The 12,838-nt window shown below is 40.6% G+C and carries 27 protein-coding genes; all 27 read left to right on the top strand.

Going from position 1 to position 12,838, the window contains the following annotated elements:
* Nucleotides 1-284 precede the first annotated feature (284 nt).
* The 27 genes from rpsJ to rpsK all read left to right on the top strand — a co-directional run bounded on the left by rpsJ (nucleotide 285) and on the right by rpsK (nucleotide 12,819).
* On the top strand, nucleotides 285-593 hold the full coding sequence (gene rpsJ, locus A5868_RS01415) for a 30S ribosomal protein S10 (protein ID WP_010756438.1): 309 nt from the start codon (nucleotides 285-287) through the stop codon (nucleotides 591-593).
* Between the two features lie 21 nt (nucleotides 594-614).
* Nucleotides 615-1,244 (top strand): 50S ribosomal protein L3, encoded by a 630-nt coding sequence (gene rplC, locus A5868_RS01420; protein ID WP_010782062.1) that lies wholly within the window; start codon nucleotides 615-617, stop codon nucleotides 1,242-1,244.
* A 28-nt stretch (nucleotides 1,245-1,272) separates the two neighbouring features.
* Nucleotides 1,273-1,896 (top strand): 50S ribosomal protein L4, encoded by a 624-nt coding sequence (gene rplD / locus A5868_RS01425; protein WP_010782061.1) that lies wholly within the window; start codon nucleotides 1,273-1,275, stop codon nucleotides 1,894-1,896.
* Nucleotides 1,896-2,186, top strand: coding sequence for a 50S ribosomal protein L23 (locus A5868_RS01430; protein WP_010782060.1), 291 nt, complete (start codon nucleotides 1,896-1,898; stop codon nucleotides 2,184-2,186). Before rplD ends, A5868_RS01430 begins: the two co-directional genes overlap by 1 nt.
* Before the next feature lie 39 nt (nucleotides 2,187-2,225).
* A complete protein-coding gene (gene rplB, locus A5868_RS01435; protein WP_010782059.1) occupies nucleotides 2,226-3,056 on the top strand; it encodes a 50S ribosomal protein L2 in 831 nt (276 codons plus the stop codon).
* A 42-nt stretch (nucleotides 3,057-3,098) separates the two neighbouring features.
* A complete protein-coding gene (rpsS, locus tag A5868_RS01440; RefSeq protein WP_010782058.1) occupies nucleotides 3,099-3,377 on the top strand; it encodes a 30S ribosomal protein S19 in 279 nt (92 codons plus the stop codon).
* Between the two features lie 21 nt (nucleotides 3,378-3,398).
* Nucleotides 3,399-3,746 carry a 50S ribosomal protein L22 gene (gene rplV / locus A5868_RS01445; protein ID WP_010742755.1) on the top strand — a complete coding sequence of 116 codons (348 nt, stop codon included), beginning with the start codon at nucleotides 3,399-3,401 and terminating at the stop codon, nucleotides 3,744-3,746.
* Between the two features lie 13 nt (nucleotides 3,747-3,759).
* On the top strand, nucleotides 3,760-4,416 hold the full coding sequence (rpsC, locus tag A5868_RS01450) for a 30S ribosomal protein S3 (protein ID WP_010782057.1): 657 nt from the start codon (nucleotides 3,760-3,762) through the stop codon (nucleotides 4,414-4,416).
* 2 nt (nucleotides 4,417-4,418) lie between these two features.
* Complete coding sequence (rplP, locus tag A5868_RS01455) at nucleotides 4,419-4,853, top strand: 50S ribosomal protein L16 (RefSeq protein ID WP_010742757.1); 435 nt, start codon at nucleotides 4,419-4,421, stop codon at nucleotides 4,851-4,853.
* Nucleotides 4,843-5,034 carry a 50S ribosomal protein L29 gene (rpmC, locus tag A5868_RS01460; protein WP_010782056.1) on the top strand — a complete coding sequence of 64 codons (192 nt, stop codon included), beginning with the start codon at nucleotides 4,843-4,845 and terminating at the stop codon, nucleotides 5,032-5,034. Before rplP ends, rpmC begins: the two co-directional genes overlap by 11 nt.
* Nucleotides 5,035-5,054: 20 nt before the next feature.
* On the top strand, nucleotides 5,055-5,321 hold the full coding sequence (gene rpsQ, locus A5868_RS01465) for a 30S ribosomal protein S17 (protein WP_010782055.1): 267 nt from the start codon (nucleotides 5,055-5,057) through the stop codon (nucleotides 5,319-5,321).
* 55 nt (nucleotides 5,322-5,376) lie between these two features.
* Nucleotides 5,377-5,745, top strand: a complete 369-nt coding sequence (gene rplN, locus A5868_RS01470; RefSeq protein ID WP_010782054.1) for a 50S ribosomal protein L14 — start codon at nucleotides 5,377-5,379, stop codon at nucleotides 5,743-5,745.
* Nucleotides 5,746-5,780: 35 nt separating this feature from the next.
* The gene (gene rplX, locus A5868_RS01475; protein WP_010782053.1) at nucleotides 5,781-6,092 is read left to right on the top strand and encodes a 50S ribosomal protein L24; all 312 of its coding nucleotides are present in this window, start codon (nucleotides 5,781-5,783) and stop codon (nucleotides 6,090-6,092) included.
* A 26-nt stretch (nucleotides 6,093-6,118) separates the two neighbouring features.
* Nucleotides 6,119-6,658, top strand: a complete 540-nt coding sequence (gene rplE / locus A5868_RS01480; RefSeq protein WP_010782052.1) for a 50S ribosomal protein L5 — start codon at nucleotides 6,119-6,121, stop codon at nucleotides 6,656-6,658.
* Nucleotides 6,659-6,675: 17 nt separating this feature from the next.
* Nucleotides 6,676-6,861: a type Z 30S ribosomal protein S14 gene (locus A5868_RS01485; protein WP_028020384.1), complete on the top strand. Its 186-nt coding sequence runs from the start codon at nucleotides 6,676-6,678 to the stop codon at nucleotides 6,859-6,861.
* Nucleotides 6,862-6,893: 32 nt separating this feature from the next.
* Nucleotides 6,894-7,292 carry a 30S ribosomal protein S8 gene (gene rpsH, locus A5868_RS01490; RefSeq protein WP_010747206.1) on the top strand — a complete coding sequence of 133 codons (399 nt, stop codon included), beginning with the start codon at nucleotides 6,894-6,896 and terminating at the stop codon, nucleotides 7,290-7,292.
* A gap of 31 nt (nucleotides 7,293-7,323) precedes the next feature.
* A complete protein-coding gene (gene rplF, locus A5868_RS01495; protein ID WP_010782051.1) occupies nucleotides 7,324-7,860 on the top strand; it encodes a 50S ribosomal protein L6 in 537 nt (178 codons plus the stop codon).
* Between the two features lie 52 nt (nucleotides 7,861-7,912).
* Complete coding sequence (rplR, locus tag A5868_RS01500) at nucleotides 7,913-8,269, top strand: 50S ribosomal protein L18 (protein ID WP_010782050.1); 357 nt, start codon at nucleotides 7,913-7,915, stop codon at nucleotides 8,267-8,269.
* Between the two features lie 20 nt (nucleotides 8,270-8,289).
* Entirely contained in the window at nucleotides 8,290-8,790 is a 501-nt protein-coding gene (gene rpsE / locus A5868_RS01505) for a 30S ribosomal protein S5 (RefSeq protein WP_086305828.1), read from the top strand.
* 14 nt (nucleotides 8,791-8,804) lie between these two features.
* Entirely contained in the window at nucleotides 8,805-8,984 is a 180-nt protein-coding gene (gene rpmD, locus A5868_RS01510; protein ID WP_010782048.1) for a 50S ribosomal protein L30, read from the top strand.
* Nucleotides 8,985-9,025: 41 nt separating this feature from the next.
* A complete protein-coding gene (gene rplO / locus A5868_RS01515; protein ID WP_010782047.1) occupies nucleotides 9,026-9,466 on the top strand; it encodes a 50S ribosomal protein L15 in 441 nt (146 codons plus the stop codon).
* Nucleotides 9,466-10,767, top strand: coding sequence for a preprotein translocase subunit SecY (gene secY / locus A5868_RS01520; protein ID WP_010782046.1), 1,302 nt, complete (start codon nucleotides 9,466-9,468; stop codon nucleotides 10,765-10,767). The genes rplO and secY overlap by 1 nt, the downstream gene beginning before the upstream one ends.
* Nucleotides 10,768-10,829: 62 nt before the next feature.
* Nucleotides 10,830-11,477 carry an adenylate kinase gene (locus tag A5868_RS01525; RefSeq protein WP_086305827.1) on the top strand — a complete coding sequence of 216 codons (648 nt, stop codon included), beginning with the start codon at nucleotides 10,830-10,832 and terminating at the stop codon, nucleotides 11,475-11,477.
* Between the two features lie 175 nt (nucleotides 11,478-11,652).
* A complete protein-coding gene (gene infA, locus A5868_RS01530; protein ID WP_010742771.1) occupies nucleotides 11,653-11,871 on the top strand; it encodes a translation initiation factor IF-1 in 219 nt (72 codons plus the stop codon).
* Nucleotides 11,872-11,904: 33 nt separating this feature from the next.
* Nucleotides 11,905-12,021 carry a 50S ribosomal protein L36 gene (rpmJ, locus tag A5868_RS01535; protein ID WP_010742772.1) on the top strand — a complete coding sequence of 39 codons (117 nt, stop codon included), beginning with the start codon at nucleotides 11,905-11,907 and terminating at the stop codon, nucleotides 12,019-12,021.
* A gap of 18 nt (nucleotides 12,022-12,039) precedes the next feature.
* Nucleotides 12,040-12,405: a 30S ribosomal protein S13 gene (gene rpsM / locus A5868_RS01540; protein WP_010747198.1), complete on the top strand. Its 366-nt coding sequence runs from the start codon at nucleotides 12,040-12,042 to the stop codon at nucleotides 12,403-12,405.
* A gap of 24 nt (nucleotides 12,406-12,429) precedes the next feature.
* Nucleotides 12,430-12,819 (top strand): 30S ribosomal protein S11, encoded by a 390-nt coding sequence (rpsK, locus tag A5868_RS01545; protein WP_010742774.1) that lies wholly within the window; start codon nucleotides 12,430-12,432, stop codon nucleotides 12,817-12,819.
* The last annotated feature ends 19 nt before the right edge of the window (nucleotides 12,820-12,838 follow it).

A 12,838-nucleotide genomic window follows, 5' to 3' on the forward strand; every position in this document is an offset into this window, starting at 1 on the left:
GAAGAAACACATTTATTCTATACAACCGATAATTGAGCGTTTTCTGAAAATTTGACAGAAAATCGAAATTCACTTAGAAAATCCTTGCAATCATTGACCCCATGTAATATAATCATAAAGGTGCTGTTTACAGGAGTGTGAATAACACTGGGGGGTTCAAGTATGAATCCGCCGGCTTTGAAACGAGAGGTTGCGACACGCCCGGACGCTTTGCCACGAACGAGCGTGACGGAGATTTTCGTGGAGCTATGTCTACTTTTAAAATAGGCGAAGGAGGGAACAAGATGGCAAAACAAAAAATTCGTATCCGTTTAAAAGCGTATGAACATGGTATTTTAGATCAATCAGCGGATAAAATCGTTGAAACTGCAAAAAGAACTGGAGCTAGCGTGTCTGGTCCGATTCCATTACCAACTGAACGCAGTCTTTACACTGTTATCCGTGCGACTCATAAATACAAAGATTCACGCGAACAATTCGAAATGCGTACTCACAAACGTCTAATTGACATTGTGAACCCAACACCGAAGACAGTTGATGCTTTAATGAAGCTTGACTTACCATCAGGTGTGAATATTGAAATCAAACTATAATAAGAAGATGGAGGTGTAATCATGACCAAAGGAATCTTAGGGAAAAAAGTGGGAATGACTCAAATCTTCACAGAATCTGGTGAACTTATTCCAGTAACTGTTATCGAAGCTACTCCAAACGTTGTTTTACAAGTGAAAACAATGGAAAACGATGGCTACGAAGCTGTTCAATTAGGTTACCAAGATATGCGTGAAGTTTTGTCTAACAAACCTGCGAAAGGTCATGTTGCAAAAGCAAACACGGCTCCTAAGCGCTTCATTCGAGAATTCAAAGATGTTGAGCTAGGAGACTATGAAGTAGGTAAAGAAGTGAAAGTTGATACTTTCCAAGCTGGAGACATCATTGATGTTACCGGAACGACTAAAGGTAAAGGATTCCAAGGCGTTATCAAACGTCACGGACAAAGCCGCGGCCCAATGGCCCACGGTTCTCGTTACCACCGTCGTCCTGGATCTATGGGTCCTGTTGCACCGAACCGCGTATTTAAAAATAAAAAACTTGCTGGTCGCATGGGCGGCGATCGCGTAACAATTCAAAACCTTGAAGTTGTTCGTGTAGACGCTGACCGCAACGTTATCTTAGTTAAGGGAAATGTTCCTGGCGCTAAAAAATCATTAATCACTATCAAATCAGCTGTGAAAGCTAAATAATTAGTTAGAGGAAAGGAGGAACTAAGGAATGCCAACTGTAGCATTATTCAAACAAGATGGAACTCAAAACGGTGACATCACTTTAAATGAAGAAATCTTCGGAATTGAACCAAATGAAAGTGTTGTTTACGATGCAATCGTTATGCAACGCGCTTCATTAAGACAAGGAACACACGCTGTGAAAAATCGTAGCGCAGTTCGTGGCGGTGGTCGCAAACCATGGCGTCAAAAAGGAACTGGACGTGCTCGTCAAGGTTCTATCCGTTCACCACAATGGCGTGGAGGTGGCGTTGTCTTCGGACCTACACCACGTTCATACAGCTACAAACTTCCTAAAAAAGTTCGTCGCTTAGCAATCAAATCTGTTTTATCAGAAAAAGTTGCTGAAAATAACTTAGTTGCTGTTGATGCTTTAAGCTTTGACGCACCTAAAACAAAAGAATTCAAGCAAGTTTTAACTAGCTTGTCTATTGATTCTAAAGTATTGGTTGTTTTAGAAACAGAAAACGAAGTTGCAGGCTTAGCTGCTCGTAACTTATCAAATGTAACTGTTACTACTTCAGACAACGTTACTGTATTAGATGTAGTCGCTAATGACAAAATCTTAGCAACGCAAACTGCTCTTACTCAAATTGAGGAGGTGCTTGCATAATGAACTTACTAGACGTAATTAAACGCCCGGTGATCACTGAGAAATCTATGTTAGACATGGACGAAAAGAAATATACCTTCGAAGTTGACACTCGTGCGAATAAAACTTTAGTGAAACAAGCGGTTGAAGCTGCTTTCGACGTTAAAGTAAAAAATGTAAACATTATGAATGCTAAACCAAAAGCAAAACGTATGGGTAAATACCAAGGCTTCACAAAAAAACGTCGCAAAGCTGTTGTGACATTAACTGAAGATTCAAAAGAAATTCAACTTTTCGACGCTGCTGAATAAGCGTTAGAAAATCACTAGTAAATAGGAGGGAAACTAGACGTGGCGATTAAAAAGTACAAACCTACCTCAAATGGTCGTCGTAATATGACAAGTTCTGATTTCGCTGAAATCACTACTTCAGTGCCTGAAAAGACACTTTTACAACCATTGAAAAACAACGCCGGTCGTAACAACAACGGTCGCATCACTGTACGCCATCAAGGTGGCGGACATAAACGTCAATACCGTGTTATCGATTTCAAACGTAACAAAGATAACGTGGTTGCTACAGTACAAACGATCGAATACGATCCAAACCGCTCAGCAAACATTGCATTAGTTCACTATACAGACGGAGTGAAAGCTTACATCTTAGCACCTAAAGGCTTAGAAGTTGGCATGAAACTTGTTTCTGGACCAGATGCAGATATCAAAATTGGGAACACTCTTCCATTGGAAAACATTCCAGTTGGTACTGTTGTTCACAACATCGAAATGAAACCTGGTAAAGGCGGACAATTGATCCGTTCAGCCGGTACAAGTGCTCAAGTACTTGGTAAAGAAGGAAAATACGTATTAGTACGTTTGAATTCTGGCGAAGTTCGTATGATCTTAGCTACTTGCCGTGCAACTATTGGTTCTGTTGGTAACGAACAACACGAATTGATCAACATTGGTAAAGCTGGACGTTCTCGTTGGATGCGCAAACGCCCAACTGTACGTGGTAGCGTAATGAACCCTAACGATCACCCACACGGTGGTGGTGAAGGTAAAGCTCCAGTCGGACGTAAAGCGCCAGTATCTCCATGGGGACAACCTGCATTGGGTTACAAAACGCGTAATAAGAAAGCTGCATCAGACAAGCTTATCGTACGTCGTAAGACTAAATAATATCATTGACTATGTGTCGCATATTTTGAGAGGAGGTACACCATGGGTCGTAGTTTGAAAAAAGGACCTTTCGCTGATGATCATTTGATGAAGAAGGTTGAAGCGCAACAAGGTGTTGAAAAGAAGAAAGTTATCAAAACTTGGTCTCGTCGCTCAACAATTTTTCCTAATTTTGTAGGATTTACTATTGCTGTTTATGACGGACGCAAACATGTGCCAGTTTACATCCAAGAAGACATGGTAGGACATAAATTAGGTGAATTTGCACCATCAAGAACTTATCGTGGGCATGCCGCCGACGATAAGAAAACAAGACGTTAATTTTGAGGGGAGGATATTAACATGGCAGAACAAATTACATCAGCTAAGGCAACTGCAAAAACAGTTCGCACTTCTCCTCGTAAAGCACGTTTAGTTATCGATCTTATTAGAGGAAAAAGCGTAGCAGAAGCAATTTCAATCTTGAAATTCACACCAAACAAATCTGCTGGAATCATCGAAAAAGTGATGATGTCCGCAGTTGCTAACGCAGAGAACAACTTTGACTTAGATGTTGAGAACTTGGTAGTTTCTGAAGCATTTGTTAACGAAGGACCAACAATGAAACGTTTCCGTCCACGTGCAAAAGGTTCAGCTTCACCAATCAACAAACGTACAAGTCACATCACCGTTGTGGTATCAGAAAAATAAGGAGGGATAATCAGTGGGTCAAAAAGTAAATCCTATTGGAATGCGTGTAGGCATCATCCGTGAGTGGGATGCTAAATGGTATGCCGAAAAAGAGTATGCTGAATTTCTACACGAAGATTTGAGAATCCGTAAGTTCATCGCAACGAAACTTGCTGATGCCGCTGTGTCAACTGTTGAAATCGAACGCGCTGCAAACCGTGTGAATATTTCAATCCACACAGCCAAACCTGGTATGGTTATCGGTAAAGGCGGATCTGAAGTCGAAAGCCTAAGAAAAGAATTGAATAAATTAACTGGTAAACGAGTTCACATCAACATCGTTGAAATCAAAAAACCAGATTTAGATGCTAAATTAGTCGGCGAAGGAATCGCGCGTCAATTAGAAAACCGCGTTGCTTTCCGTCGTGCACAAAAACAAGCGATCCAACGCACTATGCGTTCTGGCGCTAAAGGAATCAAAACTCAAGTATCTGGTCGTTTGAATGGTGCGGATATCGCTCGTTCAGAAGGATACTCTGAAGGAACTGTTCCTCTTCATACATTGCGTGCCGACATCGACTACGCTTGGGAAGAAGCGAATACAACATACGGAAAACTAGGAGTTAAAGTGTGGATTTATCGTGGAGAAATTCTTCCTACAAAGAAAAACACTAAGAAAGGAGGGAAATAGACATGTTAGTACCTAAACGTGTAAAACACCGTCGTGAATTCCGCGGAAAAATGCGTGGAGAAGCTAAAGGTGGAAAAGAAATCGCATTTGGTGAATTCGGCTTACAAGCTGTTGAATCACATTGGATTACTAACCGCCAAATCGAAGCATCACGTATCGCCATGACTCGTTACATGAAACGTGGTGGGAAAGTATGGATCAAAATTTTCCCTCACAAATCATATACATCTAAAGCCATCGGCGTACGTATGGGTAAAGGTAAAGGTGCTCCTGAAGGATGGGTTTCACCAGTTAAACGCGGCAAGATCATGTTTGAAATCGCCGGCGTACCTGAAGAAGTTGCTCGTGAAGCATTACGTCTTGCTTCTCACAAATTACCTATGAAAACTAAGATCGTAAAACGTGAGGAAATGGGTGGTGAATCGAATGAAGGTTAAAGAAATCAGAGAATTAACCACTGCCGAAATGATTGATCAAGAAAAACAATTAAAAGAAGAATTGTTTAATCTTAGATTCCAATTAGCAACAGGTCAATTAGAGAACACTGCACGTATTAAAGAAGTACGTAAATCGATTGCACGCATTAAAACTGTGTTGCATGAACAAGCTGACAAATAGTGGAAGGAGGCCATTCCAGTATGACTGAAGAAAGAAATCAACGTAAAGTTTATCAAGGACGCGTGGTATCTGACAAAATGGACAAAACGATCACTGTTGTCGTTGAAACCCAAAAGAACCATCCAATCTACGGTAAACGTATGAAGTATTCTAAAAAATACAAAGCTCACGATGAAAACAATGAAGCAAAAATTGGCGATATCGTGAAAATCATGGAAACTCGTCCATTATCAGCTACCAAACGTTTCCGTCTGGTTGAAATCGTTGAAAAAGCAGTGATTATCTAATCACACGAGATTTTCCTATATAGATGTTTTTTAAATCTGAAAGGAGGATACACAAGTGATCCAAGCAGAAAGCCGTTTAAAAATCGCGGACAACTCAGGCGCACGTGAAATTTTAACTATTAAAGTTCTCGGCGGATCTGGTCGCAAAACTGCAAATATCGGTGATGTGATTGTTGCTACGGTTAAACAAGCAACGCCAGGTGGTGTTGTCAAAAAAGGTGAGGTTGTTAAAGCCGTTATCGTTCGAACTAAATCAGGCGCTCGTCGTACTGACGGTTCTTATATCAAATTTGATGAAAATGCAGCTGTTATCATTCGTGATGACAAGAGCCCAAGAGGAACACGTATCTTCGGACCTGTCGCTCGTGAACTACGCGAAGGCAATTTCATGAAGATCGTTTCATTGGCACCGGAAGTATTATAATCGAAAGATTCAACCAAAGGAGGTGCGCAACAGTAATGTTCGTTAAAAAAGGCGATAAAGTAAAAGTTATCTCTGGTAAAGACAGAAATAAAGAAGGCGTAGTATTAGAAGCCCTTCCTAAACAAGATAAAGTCGTTGTTGAAGGCGTCAATATCGTGAAAAAACATAAAAAAGCCTCTCAAGAAGCCCCTCAAGGCGGAATCGTAGAGGTAGAAGCACCAATTCATGCTTCTAATGTTATGGTGATCGACCCTTCAAATGGAGAAGCGACACGCGTTGGCTATAAAATGGTTGACGGCAAGAAAGTCCGTGTTTCTAAGAAAACCGGCGAAGCTTTAGATAAATAATTAAACAAGGAAGGAGGATCTTATAGATGAACCGCCTAAAAGAAAAATTTGTAAGTGAAATTACACCATCTTTGATGGAAAAATTTAACTATGATTCAATTATGGAAGTTCCTAAAGTTGAGAAAATCGTCATCAACATGGGTGTTGGTGATGCGGTATCAAACGCAAAAAACTTAGACAAAGCTGTTGAAGAATTAGCCTTGATTTCTGGTCAAAAGCCAATTATCACAAAAGCTAAAAAATCAATCGCTGGTTTCCGTTTACGTGAAGGAATGCCTATCGGTGCGAAAGTAACACTACGTGGAGAAAGAATGTACGAATTCTTAGACAAATTAGTGACTGTGTCACTTCCCCGTGTACGTGACTTCCACGGAGTAAGCAAAAAATCCTTTGATGGCCGTGGTAACTTTACTTTAGGTGTGAAAGAACAATTGATCTTCCCTGAAGTAGATTATGATTTAGTTGATAAAGTCCGTGGTATGGATATCGTTGTTGTTACAACTGCTAAAACAGACGAAGAATCTCGCGAATTATTAACACAACTTGGAATGCCATTCCAAAAATAATCAAGGAGGCGAAAAAATTGGCTAAAAAATCAATGATTGCTAAAAACAAACGCCCAGCAAAACATTCAACGCAAGAGTATACTCGCTGCGAACGTTGCGGACGTCCACATTCAGTTTATCGTAAATTTCATCTTTGCCGTATTTGCTTCCGCGAACTTGCCTACAAAGGTCAAATTCCCGGCGTGAAGAAAGCTAGCTGGTAAAATAAACTCGCATAAAGGAGGTAAACAGTTCAATGGTCATGACAGATCCAATTGCAGATTTTCTAACTCGTATTCGTAATGCCAACATGGTAAAGCACGATTCAGTGGAAGTACCTGCTTCAAAAATCAAACGTGACATCGCAGAAATCCTTAAACGTGAAGGTTTCGTACGTGATGTTGAATACATCGAAGATGACAAACAAGGCATGATCCGTGTTTTCCTTAAATACGGTAAAAATGACGAACGTGTTATCACAAACTTAAAACGTATCTCTAAACCAGGCTTGCGTGCTTATGTCAAAGCTGACGAAGTACCAAAAGTATTAAACGGTTTAGGTATCGCAATCATTTCTACTTCTGAAGGTTTAGTAACCGACAAAGAAGCTAGAGGTAAAAACGTCGGCGGCGAAGTGCTAGCTTACGTTTGGTAAGATCAAACAATCCATGAGGAGGTGTCTTTAAGTGAGCCGTATTGGTAATAAATTAGTCGTTTTACCTGCTGGAGTTGAAGTAACTCAAAACGGGAACGATGTGACTGTTAAAGGACCTAAAGGTGAATTAACTCGTACTTTTTCTTCTGATATCAAAATGAGCATCGAAGGAAACGAAGTAACATTTACTCGTCCAAACGACAGCAAAGAAATGAAAACAATCCACGGAACAACTCGTGCAAACTTCAATAACATGGTTGTTGGTGTTTCAGAAGGGTTCCAAAAAGCATTAGAATTAATCGGGGTTGGGTACCGTGCACAATTACAAGGTTCAAAACTTGTATTGAACGTTGGTTATTCACATCCAGTTGAGATCGTAGCTCCAGAAGGCGTTACAATCGAAGTTCCTGCGAACACTCAAGTAGTGGTTAAAGGATCAAACAAAGAAGTAGTAGGCGAATTAGCTGCGAAAATCCGCGGAACTCGTCCTCCAGAACCTTATAAAGGCAAAGGTATTCGTTATGTTGGCGAATATGTACGTCGTAAAGAAGGTAAAACTGGTAAATAGTAGGTCGAACCTACACGCGGCTTAGGCCAGCTTAATTAAAGAGGTGACAATTGTGATTACAAAACCAGACAAGAATAAAACACGCCAAAAACGCCACATGCGCGTTCGCGGAAAAATTTCTGGTACTGCTGAGTGCCCACGCTTGAACGTTTTTCGTTCTAACAAAAACATCTACGCTCAAATTATTGATGACGTAGCGGGTGTGACGCTAGCAAGTGCCTCTGCCTTGGATAAAGAAATTTCAGGTGGAAACAAAACTGAACAAGCACAAGCTGTTGGGAAATTAGTAGCAGAACGTGCTTCAGAAAAAGGTATTAAGAAAGTAGTCTTTGACCGTGGTGGATACCTTTACCATGGCCGTGTAGCAGCTTTAGCTGAAGCAGCTCGCGAAAATGGACTAGAATTTTAGGAGAAGGAGGAACACCATTCATGGTTTATATCGATCCAAAACATTTGGAATTAGAAGACCGCGTTGTAGCGATCAACCGTGTTACTAAAGTTGTTAAAGGTGGACGTCGTCTACGTTTCGCAGCACTAGTAGTTGTCGGTGACAAGAACGGCCACGTAGGCTTTGGTACAGGTAAAGCTCAAGAAGTACCTGAAGCAATTCGTAAAGCAATCGAAGACGCTAAGAAAAACCTAGTCGAAGTACCAATGGTAGGAACTACGCTTCCTCACGAAGTTATTGGTGTATTCGGCGGCGGACGTATCTTAATGAAACCTGCCGTTGAAGGTGCTGGGGTTGCTGCTGGTGGACCAGTTCGTGCCGTCTTGGAATTAGCTGGGGTTGCCGATGTAACTTCTAAATCTTTAGGTTCAAACACACCAATCAACGTTGTTCGTGCAACTGTTGAAGGTTTGACTCAATTGAAAAAAGCAGAAGAAGTGGCACAATTACGTGGCATCTCTGTTGAAAACTTAACTAACTAAGGAGGACGAAAGAAATGGCTGAATTAAAAATTACTTTAAAACGCAGTGTTATCGGACGTCCTCAAAACCAACGTGATACTGTTAAAGCGTTGGGTCTTAAAAAAATGAACAGCACAGTTGTTAAACCTGCCAATGATGCAATCAAAGGCATGGTTAACACAGTGTCTCATTTAGTGGACGTAGAAGAAGTTTAATAAAACAATGATGATTAAAATCTAAGGAGGTGCCCAATATAATGAAACTTCATGAATTACAACCTGCCGAAGGTTCACGTAAAGTTCGCAACCGCGTTGGTCGTGGTACTTCATCAGGTAACGGAAAAACAGCCGGACGTGGTCAAAAAGGTCAAAAGGCTCGTTCAGGCGGTGGTGTACGTCTAGGATTTGAAGGTGGTCAAACTCCTTTATTCCGTCGTTTGCCAAAACGTGGATTTACTAACGTGAATCGTAAAGAATACGCTGTGATCAATTTAGATGTCCTAAATCGTTTTGAAGATGGAACTGAAGTAACACCTGTTGCTTTAGTCGAAGCTGGAATCGTGAAAAATGAAAAAGCTGGAATCAAAGTTTTAGGAAACGGATCATTAGACAAAAAACTAACCGTTAAAGCAGCTAAATTCTCTAAACATGCTCAAGAAACAATTGAAGCTGCCGGTGGTTCAATCGAGGTGATTTAATGTTCAAACTTTTAAAGGATTCATTCAAAGTTCAGAACATCCGATCACGGATCTTGTTTACCGTCTTAATGCTATTCGTTTTCCGATTAGGTGCGCAAATCACCGTACCGGGAGTCGATGCACAAGGACTGCAAGGGTTGAGTGAAATGCCATTTTTCAGAATGCTGAATATGGTTAGTGGCTCAGCAATGCAAAACTTTTCGATCTTCTCGATGGGGGTCTCCCCGTATATCACGGCTTCAATCGTTATCCAACTCTTACAGATGGATATTATTCCTAAATTTGTCGAATGGTCTAAACAAGGAGAAGTTGGTCGTAAAAAGTTAAATCAAGCCACTCGCTATTTAACTTTGGTACTAGCCTTCATTCAGTCTGTAAGTATTACAGCTGGTTTTGATTATTTTGCACAATTTGGATTTGTGCCAAACCGTAATGTTCAAACGTTCGTTACGATTGGGCTTATTCTTACCGCAGGTACCATGTTTGTTACTTGGTTGGGAGAACAGATTACTGAAAAAGGAATCGGTAATGGGGTATCAATGATAATTTTTGCGGGGATCATTTCACGGTTGCCACAAAGTATCAAAGATATCTATGATGATTATTTCGTCAATATCGAATCTAGTGATCTTTGGAAATCAATCATTTTTGTTGTAATTTTACTTGTCGCTATTGTATTGATCGTCGTTTTTGTAACGTACTTTCAACAAGCGGAAAGAAAGATTCCAATTCAATATACAAAACAAGTCGTTGGTGCACCGACAAGTAGTTATCTACCATTAAAAGTAAATGCTGCCGGAGTTATTCCAGTTATCTTTGCCAGTTCATTCATTGCTACACCCAACGCGGTGTTGCAAGCATTAGCTAGCAAATATAGCGCGGAAGGCTGGTACGATGTGTTAACTAAACTATTTAGTTATAACACGGTTCCAGGTGCTGCGATTTATACTGTTCTAATTGTTTCCTTCACCTTCTTCTATGCATTTGTCCAGGTTAATCCTGAAAAATTAGCAGAGAACTTACAAAAACAAGGAAGTTACATTCCTCGTGTAAGACCAGGTAAAGGAACAGAAGAATATGTTTCTGCAATTTTAATGCGTTTAAGTGTAGTCGGTGCTATTTTCTTAGGATTGATTGCCTTGATTCCAATTATCGCGCAAATGGTTTGGAACCTGCCTCAATCAATTGGATTAGGTGGTACAAGTCTTTTGATCGTTGTTGGGGTGGCATTAGAAACTGCAAAACAACTAGAAGGACTCATGTTGAAACGACGTTATGTCGGATTCATGGATGAAGAGTAGATTCGTGTGTTGAGGGTTTTCCTCAACGCCGTTCTCGCTTCGAATATTTAGGAGGGAAAGCAATGAACCTGATCTTAATGGGACTGCCAGGAGCAGGAAAAGGGACACAAGCAGAAAGAATTGTTGCAACGTACAATATTCCGCACATCAGCACGGGGGATATGTTCCGAGAAGCAATCAAAAACGAGACAACACTCGGATTGAAAGCAAAATCATATATGGATGCAGGGGATTTGGTTCCAGATGAAGTTACTAACGGTATCGTGAAGGAACGCTTAGCCCAAAAGGATACAGATAAAGGATTCTTATTGGATGGCTTCCCTCGTACTTTAGATCAAGCCAAAGCATTAGCTGAAATGTTGACGGACTTGAATAAAAAAATTGATGCTGTTATTGAAATTCAAGTAGCAGAAGAAGTGTTAGTTGAACGTTTGGCAGGACGCTTCATGTGCCGCAACTGTGGTGCAACTTATCATAAAATCTTCAACCCTACGAAAGTAGAAGACACTTGCGATCGTTGCGGCGGTCACGAGTTCTATCAACGTGAAGACGATAAGCCAGAAACTGTTAAAAACCGTTTGTCTGTAAACATTAAAAACAGCGAACCAATTTTAGCTTACTATGATGAAGAAGGTCTGTTGTATCCAGTTGATGGAGATCGTGAAATTGATGCCGTATTTGCGGATGTAGAAAAGATTATCAAAAAATAATTTTGCCTGCCGACTTGAGATGCAGTTTATCTTGCCAAGTTCGATGTTTTATGATAGAATTTGTCAGTCCGACTTCTAGCTTTTTTAGGAGTTAACTTTAGAATTAGGGTGGGAACTGCAGTTTCCGCCATTTTATCGTGTGAAAATGCGAAACAACTACAAGGAGGTACTCTGCGTGGCAAAAGAAGATATGATTGAAATCGAAGGAACAGTCGTCGAAACTTTGCCGAATGCAATGTTTAAAGTCGAATTGGAAAACGGACACGAAGTTCTTGCACACGTATCTGGTAAAATCCGGATGTATTATATTCGAATCTTACCTGGAGATAAAGTTACAGTAGAACTTTCTCCGTATGATTTAAGTCGTGGTCGCATTACCTATCGCTTTAAGTAAGTTGTACTCCGTAAAACTTCAGGAGGTATAATCATGAAAGTAAGACCATCAGTAAAACCAATGTGTGAACATTGTAAAGTAATTCGTCGTAATGGACGCGTTATGGTGATTTGCCCAGCAAACCCAAAACATAAACAACGTCAAGGATAATTGGAGGTGTAATTAAGTATGGCTCGTATTGCAGGAGTAGATATTCCTCGTGATAAACGCGTGGTAATTTCACTTACTTATATTTACGGTATCGGAAATACTACAGCGAAACAAATTTTAGCCGACGCAGGCGTTTCTGAAGATGTTCGTGTTCGTGACTTAACGAATGAACAAACAGATGCTATCCGTGCTGAAGTTGATAAATTAAAAGTTGAAGGCGATCTTCGTCGTGAAACTAACTTAAACATCAAACGTTTGATGGAAATCGGTTCATACCGTGGAATCCGTCATCGTCGTGGCTTGCCTACACGTGGACAAAACACTAAGAACAACGCTCGTACTCGTAAAGGCCCAGCTCGCGCTATTGCAGGCAAGAAAAAATAATTAGTGAAGGAGGTATAAATCTTCATGGTAGCAAAGAAAGTCAATCGTAAACGTCGTGTGAAGAAGAATATTGAAACAGGTATTGCTCATATTCATTCGACTTTCAATAATACAATCATCATGATTACTGATGCTAGCGGTAACGCTGTCGCATGGTCATCTGCAGGTTCATTAGGCTTCAAAGGTAGTAAAAAATCAACTCCTTTCGCTGCTCAAATGGCTGCTGAAACTGCAACAAAAGCTGCAATGGAACATGGATTGAAAAGTGTTGAAGTAACTGTTAAAGGACCTGGTTCTGGTCGTGAAGCAGCGATTCGTTCATTGCAAGCAACTGGTTTAGAAGTAACAGCAATTCGTGACGTGACTCCAGTACCTCATAATGGATGCCGCCCTCCAAAACGCCGTCGTGTTTAATGAGTGCCCAACTCTATGA

This window comes from Enterococcus sp. 12F9_DIV0723, assembly GCF_002174375.1.
In the GTDB taxonomy this organism is placed as follows: Bacteria; Bacillota; Bacilli; order Lactobacillales; family Enterococcaceae; genus Enterococcus_A; species Enterococcus_A gilvus.